This window comes from Streptomyces sp. NPDC096048, from assembly GCF_044763415.1.
GTDB lineage: Bacteria > Actinomycetota > Actinomycetes > Streptomycetales > Streptomycetaceae > Streptomyces.
This window is the reverse complement of sequence record NZ_JBIWGG010000004.1, coordinates 613301-631007: the sequence shown is the minus strand read 5'-3', so window position 1 is coordinate 631007 and position 17707 is coordinate 613301. Positions and strand designations below refer to the sequence as shown.

The following is a 17707-nucleotide window of genomic DNA, read 5'->3' as shown; positions in this document are numbered from 1 at the left end:
TGAACGGGTGGCGTGTGCGAGGAGGAGCCATGGCACGGACACGGCAGGCCGTCGTGATCGGCGGCGGAATCGGCGGGCTGACCGCGGCGGTGGCCCTGCACCGCCGCGGCCTGCGGGTCACCGTCCTGGAACGCGCCCCCTCGCTCCAGCCGATCGGCGCGGCCATCTCTTTGTCCCCCAACGCGCTGCGCGCCCTGGACGTCATCGGTCTCGGCGACGAGATCCGCGACCTGGCCGCCTGGCAGGGTGACGGAGGCCTGCGCACCCCGAGCGGGCGCTGGCTCTCCCGCTCCAGCGCCGAGGCCGCGGCGGCCCGGTTCGGGGGACCGCTCGTGATGCTGCACCGGGCCACCCTCATCGACCGGCTGGCCGCGCGGTTGCCGTCCGACGTCGTCCGCACCGCCGCCGAAGCGATGCTCGCCGATCCCGGCGACAGTGACCGGCCGGCCCGGGTGCGCACCCCCGACGGCGAACTGGAGGCGGACCTGGTCGTCGGAGCCGACGGCATCCGCTCCGCCCTGCGCGGCACGCTGTTCCCGCACCACCCGGGCCCCGTCTACTCCGGCTTCACCACCTGGCGTGTGGTGATCCCGGTGCCCGGCGTCGAGTTCGCCTCCCACGAGACCTGGGGCCGGGGCCGCATCTGGGGGACGCATCCGCTCAAGGACGGCCGGGTCTACGCCTACGCCGCCGCGATCACCCCGGCGGGCGGACACGCGGCCGACGAGAAGGCGGAACTGCTGCACCGGTACGGCGACTGGCACGATCCGGTCCCCGCCGTCCTCGCCGCCGCCCGCCCCGAGGACGTTCTGCGCCACGACGTCCACTACCTCGCCGAGCCCCTGCCCGCCCATCACCGAGGCAGGGCCGTCCTCATCGGGGACGCCGCGCACGCCATGCCGCCGACCCTCGGCCAGGGCGGCAACCAGGCCATCGAGGACGCGGTCGTGCTCGCCCACCATCAGGACGACCTCGCCGCCTACACCGCCGCGCGCCTGCCCCGTACGACCGGCGTCGTCCGCCAGGCCGTCAAGGTCGCCCGGCTCAACCTGATGACCAACCGCGCCGGGATCGCCGTACGCGACACCGCGATCGCCGCGCTGTCCAAGGCCGGACCGGCGCTCTTCCTGCGCGGCTTCGACGGCATCGCCGACTGGCGGCCCCCGATGGCGGCTCCTCCCGCTCGAACGAAGCCGGGAGCGGGGGAAGCCGTATGCTCCCAGCAGACCCAGGTCGGCGAGCGTTAGAGGAGCACATCCCGTGAAGGTCGGCGTCATCGGACTCGGCGACATCGCGCAGAAGGCCTACCTGCCGGTGCTCGCCACGCTGCCCGGGGTCGAACTGCACCTGCAGACCCGCACCCCGGCGACGCTCACCCGCGTCGCCGACGGACTGCGCCTCCCGGGCGGGCAGCGCCACGCCGACCTCGGCCCGCTCCTCGCCGAGGGCCTCGACGCCGCCTTCGTGCACGCGCCGACGGCCGTCCACCCGCAGATCGTGACCCGGCTGCTGGAAGCCGGCGTCCCGACCTACGTCGACAAGCCGCTCGCCTACGAATTCGCCGACTCCGAGCGCCTGGTGGCCCTCGCCGAGGAGCGGAACACCGGCCTCGCCGTCGGCTTCAACCGGCGCCACGCCCCCGGGTACGCGCAGTGCGCCGAGCACCCGCGCGAGCTGATCCTCATGCAGAAGAACCGCACAGGCCTGCCCGAGGAACCGCGCACGATGATCCTCGACGACTTCATCCACGTCGTCGACACGCTGCGCTTCCTGGCGCCAGGTCCGGTCGACGACGTGACCGTCCGCGCCCGCGTCCAGGACGGCCTGCTCCACCACGTCGTGCTCCAGCTCGCCGGGGACGGTTTCACCGCGCTCGGCGTCATGAACCGGCTCAGCGGTTCGGCGGAGGAGATCCTGGAGGTGTCCGGCCAGGACACCAAGCGTCAGGTCGTCAACCTCGCCGAGGTGATCGACCACAAGGGCCAGCCGAGCGTGCGGCGGCGCGGCGACTGGGTCCCGGTGGCCCGCCAGCGCGGCATCGAGCAGGCGGTGCTCGCCTTCCTCGACGCCGTGCGCACCGGCCAGGTGCTCAGTGCCCGGGACGCGCTCCGGACCCATGAGCTGTGCGAGCGGGTGGTGCGGGCGGTCGCGGAGCGCTCCGCCTGAGGCGCACCGCCCGTGCACCCTCGGCGGCGGCCCAGGCCGCGAGGATCAGCAGCGCCGCGTGCGGTGCCCAGTCGCCGTAGCGGACGTACGGCGTGCTGCCGTGGGTGAGCGGCACCTCGTACACCCGCGACGCGCTCGCGTCGGTGCCGAGCCACGCCCCGATCCGGGCGCCGTTCGCGTCGTAGACGGCGGAGACGCCGGTCAGGGTCGCGTGCACCATGGGACGGCCGGTCTCGGCCGCGCGCAGCGCGGCGAGCGAGGCGTGCTGCTCGGGCGCCCAGGTGTGCTGAAAAGTCGACGTCGAGGACTGGGCGAGCAGCACCTCGGCCCCGTCGGCGGCGAGCCGGCGGCTCATGTCGGGGAACGCGCTCTCGAAGCACACCATCGGGCCGATCCGCAGCCCGTCGCCGGCGTCCATCACCACCTGTTCGGAGCCCCGCCTGCGGTCCTCGCCCGCCGCCTCGCCGACGGAGGTGGCCCAGCCGAGCAGTGAGCGGGCCGGGACGTACTCGCCGAACGGGACGAGCCGCATCTTGTCGTACCGCTCGCCGGTCGGGCCGTCGGGGCCGACGAGCACCGAACTCTTGTAGATACCGGGCTTGTCGGAGCGCCGCGCGTCCACGTTGACCAGGATGTCCGCGCCGGTCTCCCGCGACAGCGCCGCGAGCCGCCGGGCCAGGTCGGGCCGGTCGTCCAGGTCGAATCCGACGCTGCTCTCGCCCCAGACGATCAGGTCGAGGTCCCGGTCGGCGAGCCGGCGGGTCAGCTCCTCCTCGCGGTCGAAGCGGCGGTCTGCACTGTCCCGGCCGGCGACGATTCCCGGCTGCACCACGGCGATCGCGACCCGCTCGCCGGCATCGGGGCGCGGTGACCAGAGCCAGGCCGCGGAAGTGGCGGCGGCGGTGGCGACCAGCCCGGCCAGGGCGGGCACCCGGGCCCGGCGGACGGCGACGAGCACGGCGACGGCGACGTTGACGGCCACCACCAGGAAGCTCAGCAGCCACACCCCGCCCACCGAGGCGAGCCGCAGCGTCGGCGCCACCTGCCACTGACTCGCGCCGAGGACGCCCCAGGGGCCGCCGAGCCCCTCCCAGGAGCGGATCAGCTCCACCGCCAGCCAGCCCGACGGCAGCACCACGAGCGACGCGGCGACCCTGCGGGCCGAGGGCGCCCCGCCCAGCAGCCGGCGCACCAGCCAGCCCCACGGCGCCCACAGCGCGCCGAGCAGCGCGGCGATGACGAACGTGAACACATGCAGGTTGGGCAGCAGCCAGTGATGCATGGCCAGCATGAATCCGAACCCGCCGCACCACCCGTCGTACGCCGCCCGCGTCCAGGTCGGCGCGGTACGGGCCAGCAACAGCCAGGGCACGAGGGCGAGCCAGGCCCACCACCACAGGGCCGGGCCCGGAAAGGCGAGCACGGGCAGCGCGCCGGCCACCGCGGCGGCGGCCGAGCGCCGCCACGGAGAGGTGAGCCAGCGGTCGAGCGTCTTCATAGGCGCCTCCCTACCCCGTGGTCTCTTCAGTGTGCGCGCTCGACGAGGGCGGATTGCAGTTGATCACATCGGGTGTCCGGCTCCGGGGAAGCGTGGCCTCACCTAAGATGATCGATGATCGATCAACAGGCGGAACGTGCGCCTCGGACGTGCGCCTCTCGGTCCCACGACGATCTACTGCGGAGGTACTCATGGAGCGTCCCATCACGGTGGTCACCGGCGGCAGCCGGGGGATCGGCGCGGCGGCCTGCCTGCGGCTCGCGGCGGACGGGCACGACGTCGTCGTTGGCTATGTCCGGGACTCGGAGGCTGCGGAGGCGGTCGTCGCGGGGGTGCGCGAGGCCGGCGGCCGGGGCCTCGCGGTCCGGGCCGACACGTCGGTCGAGGCCGACGTCGAGCGGCTCTTCGAGGTCGCGGAGGAGCGGCTCGGGCCGGTGACGGGGCTGGTGAACAACGCGGCGGTGACCGGGCCGCTGGGCCGGCTCGCCGACAGCGACACCGCGATCCTGCGCCGGGTCCTCGACGTCAACCTGCTCGGCGTGCTGCTGTGCGCCCGGCGTGCCGCGCGGCTGATGACCGCGCGGGGAAGCGGCGCGATCGTGAACGTCTCGTCGGGCGCCGCGACCATCGGCAGCCCCGGGGAGTACGTGCACTACGCGGCGAGCAAGGCGGGCGTCGACGCCCTGACCCTGGGCCTGGCCAAGGAACTCGGCCCGGACGGCGTCCGCGTCAACGCGGTGGCCCCCGGGGTCATCGACACCGAGATGCACGCCGCGATGGGGGACCCGGAGCGTGCCCGGCGGATGGGGTCCGCCGTGCCGCTGGGGCGCGCGGGCCGGGCGGAGGAGATCGCCGCGGCGATCGCCTGGCTGATGTCGCCGGACGCGTCGTACACGACGGGGGCGGTGCTCAGGGTGGCCGGCGGGCGCTGACCGCCCCGGCCGGTCAGGCCGCCTTGATGACCTCGCCGCGGATCGCGATCGCCCACTCGACCACCAGCAACTCGTACTCCACACGCTCCTGCGCCGACAGGGTCCCGCCCGCACGCCGCCACAGCGCGCGGATCTGGTCGTTCAGCTCCGCGGCGGACCGCACGGAACCAGGGGTCACGGAATCGGGGGACATGCGGACAAGCCTAGGGGCAAGCGCTGACAGTGCGCTACCGGACGGCTACAGAAGCGGTTGCGGTCAGCCGGCCGACTCCGCGGCGTGCGGGCTGAGGGCACCCGTCGCGACCAGGGCGATGATGACGATGCCGAGCCCGATGCGGTACCAGACGAACGGCATGAAGCTCTTGGTGGAGATGAACTTCATGAACCAGGCGATGACCACGTACCCGGTGGCGAAGGCGATGACGGTCGCGAACAGCGTCGGCCCCCAGGAGACGTGGTCGCTCTCCATCGCGTCCGTGAGCTCGAACAGGCCGGAGGCGAGCACCGCCGGGATCGCGAGCAGGAACGAGTAACGGGCCGCCGCCTCGCGGCGGTAGCCCATGAAGAGGCCGCCGCTGATGGTCGCCCCGGAGCGGGAGACGCCGGGAATGAGGGCCGCCGCCTGGCAGAGACCGTAGATCAGGCCGTCCCGGACGCTCAGGTTCTCCAGTTCCTTGCGCTGCTTGGGCGCGCGGTGCCGGCCGCCCTTCTCGTCCCGCGCGGCCATCCGGTCCGCGATGCCGATGATCACACCGACGACGATGAGCATGGTCGCCGTGATCCGCAGGTCGCGGAACGGGCCCTCGATCTGGTCCTTCAGCGTCAGGCCGAGCACGCCGATCGGGATCGAGCCGACGATCACGAGCCAGCCCATGCGCGCGTCGGGGTCGCGCCGCATCGACTTGTCGGTGAGCGACCGCGTCCACGCCGAGATGATCCGCCCGATGTCCTTGCGGAAGTAGATGAGCACGGCGGCCTCGGTGCCGATCTGGGTGATCGCCGTGAAAGCCGCGCCCGGGTCGTGCCAGCCGGAGAACGCCGCGGTCAGGCGCAGGTGCGCGCTGGAGGACACGGGGAGGAACTCGGTCAGCCCCTGGACGAGTCCGAGGATGAGTGATTCAAACCAAGACATGAGGTTACGGGGTCCAAGTGCCGATCGAGAAACGGGCGACGGGCACGCCGAAGCACCGTGTGCGGTGATCGGGATCAGGCGTGCCGAGGGGCAGCGTAGCGCCCCAAAGTGAAGATCAGCCCACAGGGGTGGAGGGGCCCCTAGGCCGCCGTCGGGCCCGTCACCGTCCAGCCGGGGGCCTGCGGATGGGCGGTCAGGTCCTCGTGCCGGACGGTGTCACCGCAGGCCCGGCAGGTCACCTGCGGGACGAGTTCGCTGCCGCAGGCGTGCTCGATCACCATGGGGCGGTCGTCGTCCGCGCGCAGGTGCCGGTCGCCCCATTCCATGAGGGTCATCAGGACCGGCTCCAGCTCGAGGCCCGCCCTGGTGGGCCGGTACTCGAAGCGCTGCGGGCGTTCGCTGTACGGCTGCCTGGTCAGGATCCCCGCGTCGACGAGCCGCCGCAGCCGGGTGGCGAGGATGTCGCGCGGGGCGCCGATGTTGCGCACCAGCTGGTCGAAGCGGCCGTTGCCGAGACACACCTCGCGCAGGACCAGCAGGGAGTACTTCTCGCCGACGAGTGCCAGGGCGTCGGCGATCGAGCAGGGGCGCGGGTTCTTGGGGGCGGCGGGCATGGCGCCAGTCTAATCGAGGGTTTGTTTTTCCAACTCGCCGAGCTATGGTGAGTCCAGATTTCCTACTTACTGGTAGTCGCCGGCCATCGGAGGTCCGCACCATGCGTGACGCAGTCGTCGTCGAAGCCGTACGCACCCCCATGGGCAAGGGCAGACCGAACGGCGCCCTCGCGCACGTCCATCCCGTGGAACTCCTCGCGCACACGCTGCGCACCCTCGTCGAGCGGTCGGGCGTCGACCCGGTGCTGATCGACGACGTCATCGGCGGCACCGTCGACCAGGTCGGCGAGCAGGCCATGAACACCACCCGCTACGCCCTCCTGTCGGCCGGCTTCCCCGAGTCCGTCCCCGCGACCACCGTGGACCGTCAGTGCGGCTCCTCCCAGCAAGCCGTCCACTTCGCCGCGCAGGGCGTCATGGCCGGGGCGTACGACCTCGTCGTCGCCTGTGGGGTCGAGTCGATGAGCCGGGTGCCGATGTGGGCCAACGTGCCGCCCGGCAAGGACCCCTTCGGCCCCGGCGTCGCCGCCCGCTACCCGGAGGGACTCGTCCCGCAGGGCGTCAGCGCCGAGCTGATCGCCGCCAAGTGGTCGCTCACGCGGGAGCGGATGGACGCCTTCGCCGTCCACTCCCACCACAAGGCCGCCGAGGCATGGGACACCGGCCGTTTCGACGCCGAGATCGCGCCCCTCGACGGCGTCTCGCGCGACGAGTGCGTACGCCCCGCCAGCACCGTCGAGGTCCTCGCCGGCCTCGAGCCCGCCTACCGCGACCCGGCCTTCGCCGAACGCTTCCCGCAGATCGAGTGGAACGTCACCGCGGGCAACGCCAGCCCGGTCAACGACGGCGCCTCGGCCGTGCTGATCACGTCGAGCGAGACCGCCGCCCGCCTCGGCCTGCGCCCGCTCGCCCGCCTGCGCGGCTTCGCCGTCACCGGCTCCGACCCGCTGCTGATGCTGACGGGAGTGATACCGGCCACCGAGAAGGTGCTGCGCAGGGCGTCGCTCTCCCTCGGCGACATCGACCTGTTCGAGGTCAACGAGGCCTTCGCGAGCGTGGTGCTGGCCTGGCAGCAGGAGACCGGCGCCGACCTGGGCCGGGTGAACGTGCACGGCGGGGCGATCGCCCTCGGCCATCCCCTCGGCGCGAGCGGCACCCGGCTCACCACGACGCTCGTCCACGCCATGCACGAGCGCGGCGCCCGCTACGGCCTGCAGACGATGTGCGAGGCGGGCGGGCTCGCCAACGCGATGGTCCTGGAGGCCGTGTGACGCCCGGTCAGCGGCGGCGCAGCTGGTGCCGCTTGCGCCAGGCCACCACGGCGCCCGCCAGCCCCGGCAGGGCGATGCAGGCCAGCGCGATCAGGAAGGCGGGGGAGGTCGGTGTCGAGGCGCGGGCACCGGCGACGACGTAGGCGGCGGTGTTGGGGATCGACCCCAGCGCGGTCGCCAGCAGGAAGGGCAGCAGGCCCATACGGGAGACGGCCGCGCAGTAGTTGGCGGCGGCGAACGGCACCCCGGGGAACAGCCGCGCCGCCAGCATCGAGCGGAAACCGTGCCGGCTGAGCTGCCCGTCCGCGGCCTTCAGCCACTTGCCCCGCAGCAGCGGGCGCAGCGCCTCCTGGCCCAGCATCCGGCCGAGGCAGAAGGCGATCCCGGCGCCGAGCACCGTCCCCGCCAACGCCGAGGCGAGGCCCAGCTGGGAACCGAACAGGGCGCCCGCGGCCAGGTTCAGCAGCGGACGCGGCACGAAGGCGACGGTGCACAGTCCGTACGCCACCGCGTACGCGACCGCCGCGGCGGCACCCCCGAGCTGCGGCGGCCAGCCGTCGGTCAGCAACTGCTGCGGCCGGAACAGCAGAACAGTGGTCGCGGCCGACGCCAGCAGGGCGACGAGCAGGGAGAAGCGGGACCACGGAGAGAGCAGGACTCTCGTCACGCGGGCGGCGAAGCCGGTCGGTGCGACCGGGGAGACCGGCCCGGCGGCCGTGGCGACGGCGAGCTCCGTTGCGGCGGTCCGGGGAGAGACCGTGGCGGTGCCCCCAGAGCGGGTGGTGGCATCGAACATCCGGTGACACTAACCGACAAATGTGTGTGATCGCCGTATGGTGCGTCTCATGAGCGTCACAGCCAAGGGAATTCCGGACGTGCCGCGCAGCCCTCTCGCCGACACCGTGGTGGAGCGGCTCACCGTCGTGTACGCCGCCGCGGCCGACCCCGAGCGGGCCGTGACCCAGCGGGCGTACATGAAGGACGTGGCCCCCTTCCTGGGCATGACCTCCCCTGTTCGCCGCTCCCTGTCCCGCACCGTCCTGGAGGGTCTGCCCCGCCCGGGCGAGTCGGACTGCACCGCGGTCGCGCTCCGCTGCTGGCGGCTTCCCGAGCGCGAGTACCACTACTTCGCCGTCGATTACCTGCGACGGTATGTGACGCATTGCTCTTCCGGTTTCCTGCCCGTGGTCCGGCAGCTGCTCACCGCGGTGCCGTGGTGGGACACCGTCGACCCGCTCGCCGCGCACGTCGTCGGGGGGCTGGTCGCGGCCGACCGCGACCTCACGGCCGACATGGACGCCTGGAGTGCGGACGAGGACCGGTGGCTGGTCCGCGCGGCCCTGCTCCACCAACTTCGCTACCGGGAACGCACCGACACCGACCGCCTCTTCGGCTACTGCCTGCGCCGGTCCGGCCACGGCGACTTCTTCGTCCGCAAGGCCATCGGCTGGTGCCTGCGCGAGTACGCCAAGACCGCCCCGGACGCCGTACGCGCCTTCGTGACCGAGCACGGGCGGCGCCTCGCGCCGCTGTCCGTGCGGGAGGCGCTGCGCAACATCGGGCCGTAGCGGACGGACCCGGCACTCGAACTCCCGTGCCATGAAAACCATTCGACGTGGGACAAAACGTCGGCAAGGATCGGCGTCATGTTCCGGTACGCCTTCCACCTCGCAGCATCCGCGGTCGCGGATGTCCCGAAGGCTGCCGTCCCCTTCTTCCCGGCCGCCGCCGACGGCGCCCGAAGCTGACCCTCCCCGGATCGTCCGGCGGACCCCGAAGGGGGAGGGTCGGCCGGCCCCCGGGGTCCCCACCATCGCCACGAGGCTTCGAGGTACCGCCATGTCCAAGACGGCGTACGTCCGCACCAAACCGCATCTGAACATCGGCACGATGGGCCATGTCGACCACGGCAAGACCACCCTGACCGCCGCCATCACCAAGGTGCTCGCCGAGCGCGGCGCCGGCGGCACCACCCAGTACGTCTCGTTCGACCGCATCGACCGCGCTCCGGAGGAGGCGGCGCGCGGCATCACCATCGACATCGCGCACGTCGAGTACGAGACCGACACCCGGCACTACGCGCACGTCGACATGCCGGGTCACGCCGACTACGTGGACTGCTCACCCTGGCATGATGCTATCAGTGCAGGCCAGGACACGCGAAAGCCCCGTTCACCTCCCCCTCGGCAGAACAGGAGGTGAACGGGGCTTCATCCGCCCTACCCCCGGCTGGACTAGGGGTGTCGGCGTCGGGCGGATCCTCGCCCCGACGGAGGAGAAGACGCCGGGACGAGGGCGGACCTCCTCCCCGATGGTGAGGTAGCCACACGAGGAGGAGGCCCTTCGAGCGCGACGGGGGCGTGGGGAGTCGGCCGACCTCACCAGCCTCAACCCAGCCTTGCCGCCGCACCCTCCGCGAGCCAGGCGCACGGGCGCCCGGTCCGCGGGTCTAGGGAGTTGCCGACTCGTCAGCCGGCGGTACGAACTTCCAGCCCGTCTGGCGGACGACACGGAAGCGATCGTGCCGAGGGTTGTCGGTGTGGTGCTTGCGCGCCCACTCCTCCGCCTCGTAGCTCTCGCGAATGTCCTGCGACTCAATGCAGGACGCGCACTCCACCCACCGCCTGGCGGGGAGGTCGTCGACGATGATGCGGTCCCGAACTTCCGGGTACACGTAGCTCGTGACGCCCGTCATTTCGCCCCCTCGTGCGGGTGCCGGCCGATCTCGACGAGGAGATCTGACGCCTTTGACGGGTCGTAGCCCGAACTCTGCTTGCGCCCTACCGCCTGCCACTGCCGGAATAGCGCCCCGCATACGTCGCAGCCGGGGACCGGCGTGGGTCGCAAGAAGATCGGGTCGGAGAGCTGCACCGGTTCGTCGCACGTCTTCTCTAACGCCATTCCCCCACCTCCGGGTTCGCCTCTTCTATGCCTCGAAGCTAGGTGCGGGAGGAAGCGGAGTTCCACAAAGTTCTACGAGGTTCTACGCAACTTCAGTCGAGAGCGTCAATCGCGGCTGAGATGAGTGACCGTGCGCCGGATCCGTAGACCGCTAGTGCCGCCATCTCCTCGAAGGCGTGGGCGTACTGCGTGATCTCTCCGGGCGTCGTCACGGTCACTGCTGCCGTGAGTAGCTCGACGTGAACGCGGGCCTCGTCGAACACCGTGAACGTCTCCAGCGTCCACATGTCCCGCGGGCGTCCTGCGGGGACGACGCCGACGGATACGGCGGGCAGTGCCATGACGGAAAGGAGGTAGCCCAGTTGGCCGGCCATCGTGGCAGCGTCGCCGACGACGTGATGGAGGACGCTCTCCTCCAGGAGGATCCCGAAGCGGTGGTTGCCCTCGCGGATGATGTGGGAGCGCTCGACGCGCGCGGCTGCCGCCTCGTCGACGTCGTCAGGCGTCCCGTGGACGCGCGCAATGCTCCCCAGGAGCGCTGCCGCGTACTCGTAGGTCTGGAGGAACCCCGGGATCACGGTGGAGCTGTAGACGCGGAACTGTCGCGTTCGCTCGTACAGCGGGATGCGTGACTCCTGGAGCCGTCGGAGTCCTGAGCGCTGGACCCGGCGCCACTCCAGATACATGGAGTCTGCCGTACGGTTGGCTGCGAGGAGATCCGGGATCTTGTCCTCTGCGCCACAGACGGCGCACCACGCGCGGATGTCGTCGTCTGACGGGGGCGTCGTAGCGCTCTGGAGTCGGGAGACCTTCGACGGCTGCCACCCTGCGCGGGTGGCGACGTCCCTACCCGTCAACCCGGCGTCGCGCCGGATCTCCCGGAGCTGATCCGCGATGGCGCGACGTGCGGCGTCAAGTGCCGTCGACGGGTAGGGACTCTGCATCGGTGTGCGTCGCTCAGATCCGGTAGTCCTGGTGCGGGATGGCGCGCTCCCAGATGGCTTCGAACGCTTCCGCGTGGCGCTTCACGACGTCGGCCGCGTCCTCCAGGACGTCAGCGACGAACCGCCCGTCGCCTCCGAAGAGACTGAAACGGATGAGCCGGTCATCGAGGATCCACAAATCGTTGCCCGGGAGGAGCAAGTCCGACGCCAAGCGACGAGGAAGCCACCGGACCTCTTCGCCGGCCGTGACGTTCTGCCGCGTACACGAGTGCTCGTAGCGGATGTACTCGCTCGCGGGTTCCGATACGACGCGAGCACGGCGTACAGCGACGCCGCGCGCGACGGCATCCGCGACGGACTGATGGAAGCCGTTCCACCACGACGAGCGGTCGTCGTGGTCGTACTCCCAACCGTCGCGCCACGCAGCGAAGTCGGCGTCCTCCTCCGCAACTCCGTAGACGTCACGGGTCTCCAGGTGGACCGCGGAACGGCTACAGCCGGCGAGCAGCTCAGCGAACGGAGGAACCGTCTGCGGCATTGAGCGCCTCCCTGATCTGCTCAGCCATGCGGAGAGGCAGCCGGACGACTGCCTCCGTGTCGGGGATGGACCCCGTTGCAAGGCATTCTGCCTGGAGAGCGTCGTCCGCCCTCCAGCCCTGGAACACGATTTCTCCCTTGTCCTCGTCGAGCCACACCGTAGGGCAGTGGTCGCCGTTGGTCTCAGGGTCCTTGCCGAATGAGCGTAGAGCCATGGTGTCCTCCGTCGTCACGCGGATTGCGCAATGTTCTACGACCATCACGCCGACGGGGGCGGGCGTCAAGGGTGCCTAGACCGGGAACCCAAGTGCCCGCATACGCTGTCGCCACTGACGGCCCGCCTCCGGGTCGCAGTACAGCCGCAGGCGGCCCGCTCCTGGCTTCTGCTCGACGTCCTCCCCGCAGTGCGGGCACGTGACGGTGTGGCTCTTGGCCGGCTGTCCGAGCATGGTTCCTCCTGAAGTCTGGGAGCCCACCGACCCTGACGGCCGGCGGGCATGAAAAAGGGCCCGCACCCGTGGCGGGTGCGGGCCTGCGGTGTGCGTGGTGTGTGCGTCAGACCCAGCGACCGATGTTGAGATCGCGGGCCACTTCTTCGTCGTGCGTGTTGATCTCCGTGCGGACTATGTCGGTGATCTCGCGGTCACCGACGAAGACGCGGACGTGATGGTTGTGGACCGACTCTCCGCCGTTCTTCAGTGCGCGGATGTCCGACCACTGCTGAGCCGTCATGATCGGTTCCGGCTTCCCAGTGCCGTTCGCGACGAGGGAGATACCGGGCGGGAGGTAACCACCGTCGTCGTAGAGGTACGGCATCGGGTCGACGGTGCGTCCGCCTCGTCGAGCCTCGAAGTGGAGGTGAGGTCCAGTGACGTTGCCCGTGGCACCAACCTTGCCGATGCCTTCTCCGCGGGTGATCGCGTCGCCGACGTCGGCCGCCATCTGCGACATGTGGGCGTAGAGGGAAGAGAGTCCCCCGCCGTGGTCGATGATGACGTGTCGGCCGTACGGTCCTCCGCTCCTGGCGGTGGTCACTCGTCCGTCGTCCGCAGCGCGGATCGGCGTCCCCGTCATGGCGGGGAAGTCGAGCCCCGTGTGATAGCCGCTGGACCACATCGAGCCTGCGACACCGAATCGGGTACCGAGCGGGGCGTTTACAGGGAGGGCCCACTGCCCGCTACCCTTCGGAGCGTTTCCGCCTCCGCTAAAGAGCCCGGCGGCAGCCTCTACGACCTTGTCCTTCAGGCCGCTGATCATCTTGACGGGGAGCTTCGCGACAGCTTGCGCCATTGGGTAGTCGCCGGCTCCGGACAGCATGTCGAGCACGGGCTTCATGAGCTTGTCGAAGACCTTCGACGGGTTGGTCATCAGGTCGGCGGCAGTCTTCGCCCAGTCGATGCCCGTCGACACGGCGCCGGAGACAACATCCTTCGTCCAGTCCCACGCTCCGCCAACGATGCCACCGTCCGCGAACCGCTGTACGTCAGGCAAGGCTCCGGTCCTGTTGATGTACTCCAGGACGCCGAAGCCAACCTTTCGGGCGCTATCTCGCTTTACGACGTACTCGTCCTCCATCAGCAATGCAGGGATGGAGTCCTTACCCGGGATGCCTCCGCGGGTGCGTCCTCCGTGGGCAAACTTCTCTGGCTCGTCAAGGAGACGCGGACCCTTCGGGAGCGGATCCATACCGACGTACTTACTGACGCTGTCGAAGAGCTTCTTGATGCCGTTGTCGTAAACCGTCTCGATCAGCCAGTTTACGGGGCTGACGGCCGTCTTTGCGATGTCACTCCAGTTCTTTTCGACGACCTTCTTCGCGCTCTTGAAAGCGTCTCCGACGAATTTGACGCCCTCCTTGATCTTCTCGAAGGCTGGCTTGATTCCCTTCTCCCAGACCCAACTGACCTTGTCAGCTATGAAGTCCAGGTGCGGCTTCACGCCCTTGTCGTAGAGCCATTTGAAGACTCCACCGACGGCGCGGAGGATATCCATCACGAAGCCGAAATAGCGCTTCACGATGTTGTTGTACCACCACACGATGAGTGCGCCGATGAAGCCGAAGATGGGCGAGAACACGCCCTCCCAAAGCCACGTGATCACGTCGGCCACACGCTGCCAGTAGGCAATCATGAAGTCGATGTACGGCTTCAGGACGTGGTCCCAGAGCCAGACCACGATTCCGCCGAACCACTCGAAGAACGGGCGGAGGTAGCGCTCCCAGAGCACCGACGTTGCGGACTGGATCGCGCTCCAGGCTGCGGTTACGGCCTCCCGGAAGCCAGGCCATTTATTCCAGGCGACGACCACGGCGGCCGTCAGAGCCGCAATGGCGAACACGATGAGGCCGATGGGATTTGCAGTCATCGCAGCGTTCAAAGCCCACTGGGCGATCGCCCACAACTTCGTCGCGATGATGATGCCGTAGACTGCCTGGACGAGCCATGGAGCCTCCTCCGCCACTGTCGCAATGCCGTTGGCTATGGCGGCGATGGCGTCGAGCAACGGCCCTGCTATGGGGGTCAGCGTGTGCGCTATCTCGAATCCGGCGTTGAAGATTTCGCCGAGTGCGTCAGCGACTCCCGGGCCGGCCTCATTGGCGTACCGGAGGAAAGCCTCGAATTCCGGGGAGCCACGCAGGCCAGTTCCCCAGTCGGCGAAGCGATCGGTTACCCGCTGCATACGCTCCGATATGGAGTCCATGTGCGGGAAGAAGGCGTCGAGGATGCCCGCCATCCCCTTGAAGGTGTTACCAAAGGCTACGCCCAGCCCGACAATCGCAGGCTTCGCGCTCTCGGCGACACCCTTTTTGAAACGGGTCCAAAATGGGTTCTTCAGGTCCCGACTCGCCCGATCCATGAGTTCACCGACGGCATCCGCAGAATTCTTCACCAGTGGCGTCAGACCGGGAAGCGAGCGCTTCGCACCGTCGACCATTCGGGTAAAGAGCGGGAGGACGTCGGGAGCGAGGCTCTTCGCCCATTCCTTGTACGCAGGGATGAGGCCCTTGGGACCCGCGAGCGAGTCATAAAGGTCCCGCTGCGCCGGCGTGAGCTTGGCGAGCGCCTCCCGGTAGCCGTCGGCCTTCGACGCTGCCTGTGCGGTCGTGTCGATGCTCGACAGGCGGGCGGACTCGACGCCGCGTTCCGCGGTAGCGATGCTTTCGGCTGCTTGGACCTGCGCGTCAGCGGCGTTCTGTACGGAATCGGACATTGCGCGCTGGGCGTCGGCTACCGTCTGCGCGGCGTCCGCCTGTGCTCGCGCTGCTTCGCGGTGGGCGTCGGCTAGGGCGCCGGTCTGGTCCCGGACGTTGTCCTGAGCGTCGGCTACGGCCTCAGCCGCGCGCTTGACGTTTTCGTTCCCGTCGACGCCTGCCTTCGCGGCCTCCGCTGCCTCCGTCTTCAGGCGGGCGTATTCCTTGCCCTGTTGCTTCTGAGCCTGGAGGGCCTCGTCGTAGGCCAACTGCGAGCGCTGACGCTGAAGCTCTGTCGACGTCGGATCGGCGAGCGTGCGGTTCAGTTCCTCGTAGGCTTCCTGCACCCGCAGGGCGGCGTCCCGCTCGTCGAGCGAGCCGGCCGTCAGGCGGTCGTTCAGGTCTTCGAGCTGTCGAGCAGCGTCCTTGCGTGCCCGTGTGAGGTCTTGCTCCGCGTCCTGGCTCCGCCTCTTGGCGTCGGCGAGTGACTCCTCCGCGCGCTCTACGGCTTCCGCTGCCTGGCGGCGCTGCTCCATGGCTCGCGCTGCCGCCTGGCCTAGAGCGCGTTCCGCGTCTTCTACGGCCCGGTTGGCGTCGGCAATACTCTTCGCTGCCTGACGGTGTGCGGTCCGGAGGGCCGCCTGAGCGCTGGCCTGTTGCATGGCGCTCTGTGCGGCCTTGACGCTGGCGGCTGCGCTGTTGCTCGTGGCGGTGGTGGCTTCCTTCTCCGCCGCGGACTTGGCCTGAATGACCGACGTCACGCCCTTGATAGCGGGGATGGCGACGAGCGCCAGGGAGCCGACTCCAGCGGCAGCGACGGCCGCAGCGCTGGCAATAGCTCCAATGCCGGCTGCGGCAACTGGAATAACGGGGAGAGCCGCTACCACTCCGATCGCTACGCCAAGCTGGAGGAGGGCGGCGTGTGCCGGTCCCGTGTTGGCGCGGACGCGGATGTTCACATCATCGCGGTCCAGGTCATTGACTTGGCGCTGCATAGCCGCGAGTTCCGCCCGCGCGGTTGCGATGTCTGAGCGCACTTGGATGTTCGGCGAGCGTGAACCTAGTTCCGCCAGTTTGGCGTCAATGGCTTCCAGTTCAGCGAAGGCGGTTTCGTCGTCGATATCGACGCCTATTCGCTTCCCGCTCAGGGTCTCCATTCGCGCCCGGATACGTGCTAGGTCGGCGTTGAATCCCGTGTCATTGATGCGAACGTCGGGCCGCGGAAGAGAACGGAACGCAATCTCCAGACGGCTCCGAAACGCTCGACCAAACGCGCCGGCATTGTCGTTGCCTGCGCGCGTTGACGCGTTGCGGGCAGCGTTGCCACCGTTTGTGATGGCGTTTGGGATAGCCACGGTGATGTGCCGTGACATCGCTTCGCCGAAGCGGCGGCCCGCCTCCTCTCCCACCCTCTGAGATGCGGGAAGAGCGAGAGCTTTCAGCCTTTCGTGGAACTGCGGAGCGACGGGAACGACGTCAACGCCGACCGTTCCGACGATATCGACGTCAGATGCCATCGTTTACCGCCGTTGGTTCGACGTTTTCGGGCGCTGCGTCGAATTCGCCTGGATAGAGCCGCAGGCTGAGCAACACGCCCTGATGAAACATCATCAGCAACTGTCGTTCTGTCTCGTCGCACGGTTCCGCACCGGCCAACACGGCGGCCCATATGGTGAAACGCTCACAGGCGACGGAGCAGAATGAGGAGCTTTCCAGCGCGCCCGCGTCATTCATCTTCGGCATGGGTACGAACGCGCACGCCGGCCGTGCGCAGAGTTCCTCTGTCATGGGGAATTCCCTTGGAATAGGAAGAGCCCCGGAGATTTGCTCATCCGGGGCTTTGTAACGGCCATACGCGATTTGACCTGCGAATTTGCAGAAAGCGTGACAGTGTACGCACGCGAAGTGATGGGGCCTGGCGTGCTGCTCAGATGCCCCTAGAAAGCCCTGTGTGGGCGTCTACCGGCCTCTCAGAGGGCCGAAGCGAAGTGTTACCGCCAGATCCCCAGACCCGTACAGACAGCGAGGCCCAGCACCTTAACGGTGTGCAAGGTGATCCGGAGGGGATCACCCCCCTGGGGCGGGTGACTGTGCTAGCGTCGAAGCGTGGAGACCGACACGGTCGAAGCCGCAACCCAGTGCCGATGACTGGGACGCGAACCCGCAACGGGATCGCCGCCGCTCCGCAACGGAGCACTTTGGTCATTGGCCAGTGCAGATGACGGCCCGAAACATCGGGGATCGTCAGCGACCAGTGTCGCTCTTGGATCTCCACACATCGACGATGGTCTCTCGTGGACCTCAACGACATGCACCGCAACGGTGCAGCACGCAGCAGTGGGCCCTGCGTACTGACAGGTCAACTGTCGTCGTTGAGGTAGCCACCGCTTCCTCCTCGCGACAGTGACGTACACCGTTGCCGAGGAGTGCTAACCGTGTGGTCCGTGTTGGGAGAACTAGCTCTAGCTGCACCGTGGTTGCTTGCCGTGTTGCTGGGCTCACTGTTCCTGATGGCGCTTGTC

General features: G+C 69.2%; 17 protein-coding genes and 1 pseudogene. 6 read left to right on the top strand and 12 right to left on the bottom strand.

From position 1 onward, the window contains the following. Nucleotides 1-29: 29 nt before the first annotated feature. Both ACIQ6R_RS14205 and ACIQ6R_RS14200 read left to right on the top strand, forming a co-directional pair. Entirely contained in the window at nucleotides 30-1247 is a 1218-nt protein-coding gene (locus tag ACIQ6R_RS14205) for an FAD-dependent monooxygenase (protein ID WP_404221267.1), read from the top strand. A 13-nt stretch (nucleotides 1248-1260) separates the two neighbouring features. Beyond that, nucleotides 1261-2166, top strand: coding sequence for a Gfo/Idh/MocA family protein (locus tag ACIQ6R_RS14200; RefSeq protein ID WP_404221265.1), 906 nt, complete (start codon nucleotides 1261-1263; stop codon nucleotides 2164-2166). Here the strand turns inward: ACIQ6R_RS14200 and lnt are convergent. Next, nucleotides 2090-3664: an apolipoprotein N-acyltransferase gene (gene lnt / locus ACIQ6R_RS14195; RefSeq protein WP_404221263.1), complete on the bottom strand. Its 1575-nt coding sequence runs from the start codon at nucleotides 3662-3664 to the stop codon at nucleotides 2090-2092. The two genes, ACIQ6R_RS14200 and lnt, sit on opposite strands and share 77 nt — an antisense overlap. Before the next feature lie 191 nt (nucleotides 3665-3855). Here lnt and ACIQ6R_RS14190 point away from each other — a divergent pair, with 191 nt between their 5' ends. Then, complete coding sequence (locus tag ACIQ6R_RS14190; protein ID WP_404181189.1) at nucleotides 3856-4596, top strand: SDR family oxidoreductase; 741 nt, start codon at nucleotides 3856-3858, stop codon at nucleotides 4594-4596. A 13-nt stretch (nucleotides 4597-4609) separates the two neighbouring features. Here the strand turns inward: ACIQ6R_RS14190 and ACIQ6R_RS14185 are convergent, their stop codons facing one another. The 3 genes from ACIQ6R_RS14185 to ACIQ6R_RS14175 form a co-directional block, all read right to left on the bottom strand. Beyond that, nucleotides 4610-4789 carry a hypothetical protein gene (locus tag ACIQ6R_RS14185; RefSeq protein WP_404181186.1) on the bottom strand — a complete coding sequence of 60 codons (180 nt, stop codon included), beginning with the start codon at nucleotides 4787-4789 and terminating at the stop codon, nucleotides 4610-4612. A gap of 63 nt (nucleotides 4790-4852) precedes the next feature. Next, the gene (locus ACIQ6R_RS14180) at nucleotides 4853-5728 is read right to left on the bottom strand and encodes an undecaprenyl-diphosphate phosphatase (RefSeq protein WP_404221261.1); all 876 of its coding nucleotides are present in this window, start codon (nucleotides 5726-5728) and stop codon (nucleotides 4853-4855) included. 140 nt (nucleotides 5729-5868) lie between these two features. Beyond that, nucleotides 5869-6342, bottom strand: a complete 474-nt coding sequence (locus ACIQ6R_RS14175; RefSeq protein WP_404181180.1) for a winged helix-turn-helix transcriptional regulator — start codon at nucleotides 6340-6342, stop codon at nucleotides 5869-5871. A 101-nt stretch (nucleotides 6343-6443) separates the two neighbouring features. Between ACIQ6R_RS14175 and ACIQ6R_RS14170 the strand changes: the two genes are divergently transcribed. Then, entirely contained in the window at nucleotides 6444-7613 is a 1170-nt protein-coding gene (locus ACIQ6R_RS14170; protein ID WP_404221259.1) for a thiolase family protein, read from the top strand. Nucleotides 7614-7620: 7 nt separating this feature from the next. Here ACIQ6R_RS14170 and ACIQ6R_RS14165 read toward each other — a convergent pair whose 3' ends face one another. Further along, complete coding sequence (locus ACIQ6R_RS14165) at nucleotides 7621-8409, bottom strand: TVP38/TMEM64 family protein (protein ID WP_404221257.1); 789 nt, start codon at nucleotides 8407-8409, stop codon at nucleotides 7621-7623. A 49-nt stretch (nucleotides 8410-8458) separates the two neighbouring features. Here ACIQ6R_RS14165 and ACIQ6R_RS14160 point away from each other — a divergent pair, with 49 nt between their 5' ends. Both ACIQ6R_RS14160 and ACIQ6R_RS14155 read left to right on the top strand, forming a co-directional pair. Beyond that, a complete protein-coding gene (locus tag ACIQ6R_RS14160) occupies nucleotides 8459-9181 on the top strand; it encodes a DNA alkylation repair protein (protein WP_404221256.1) in 723 nt (240 codons plus the stop codon). 271 nt (nucleotides 9182-9452) lie between these two features. Next, nucleotides 9453-9728, top strand: a pseudogene (locus ACIQ6R_RS14155) (GTP-binding protein); the annotation flags it as partial. 334 nt (nucleotides 9729-10062) lie between these two features. Here the strand turns inward: ACIQ6R_RS14155 and ACIQ6R_RS14150 are convergent. The 7 genes from ACIQ6R_RS14150 to ACIQ6R_RS14120 form a co-directional block, all read right to left on the bottom strand. Further along, on the bottom strand, nucleotides 10063-10308 hold the full coding sequence (locus ACIQ6R_RS14150; protein ID WP_404221254.1) for a hypothetical protein: 246 nt from the start codon (nucleotides 10306-10308) through the stop codon (nucleotides 10063-10065). Between the two features lie 298 nt (nucleotides 10309-10606). Then, nucleotides 10607-11458 (bottom strand): helix-turn-helix domain-containing protein, encoded by an 852-nt coding sequence (locus ACIQ6R_RS14145; protein ID WP_404221251.1) that lies wholly within the window; start codon nucleotides 11456-11458, stop codon nucleotides 10607-10609. Nucleotides 11459-11471: 13 nt separating this feature from the next. After that, on the bottom strand, nucleotides 11472-11996 hold the full coding sequence (locus ACIQ6R_RS14140; RefSeq protein ID WP_404221249.1) for a DUF6879 family protein: 525 nt from the start codon (nucleotides 11994-11996) through the stop codon (nucleotides 11472-11474). Beyond that, nucleotides 11968-12228, bottom strand: a complete 261-nt coding sequence (locus tag ACIQ6R_RS14135) for a hypothetical protein (protein WP_404221247.1) — start codon at nucleotides 12226-12228, stop codon at nucleotides 11968-11970. Before ACIQ6R_RS14135 ends, ACIQ6R_RS14140 begins: the two co-directional genes overlap by 29 nt. A gap of 57 nt (nucleotides 12229-12285) precedes the next feature. Continuing rightward, a complete protein-coding gene (locus ACIQ6R_RS14130; protein ID WP_404221245.1) occupies nucleotides 12286-12444 on the bottom strand; it encodes a hypothetical protein in 159 nt (52 codons plus the stop codon). A gap of 106 nt (nucleotides 12445-12550) precedes the next feature. After that, complete coding sequence (locus ACIQ6R_RS14125; RefSeq protein WP_404221243.1) at nucleotides 12551-16702, bottom strand: peptidoglycan DD-metalloendopeptidase family protein; 4152 nt, start codon at nucleotides 16700-16702, stop codon at nucleotides 12551-12553. Further along, a complete protein-coding gene (locus ACIQ6R_RS14120; RefSeq protein ID WP_404221241.1) occupies nucleotides 16692-16973 on the bottom strand; it encodes a hypothetical protein in 282 nt (93 codons plus the stop codon). The genes ACIQ6R_RS14125 and ACIQ6R_RS14120 overlap by 11 nt, the downstream gene beginning before the upstream one ends. Nucleotides 16974-17707 lie beyond the last annotated feature (734 nt).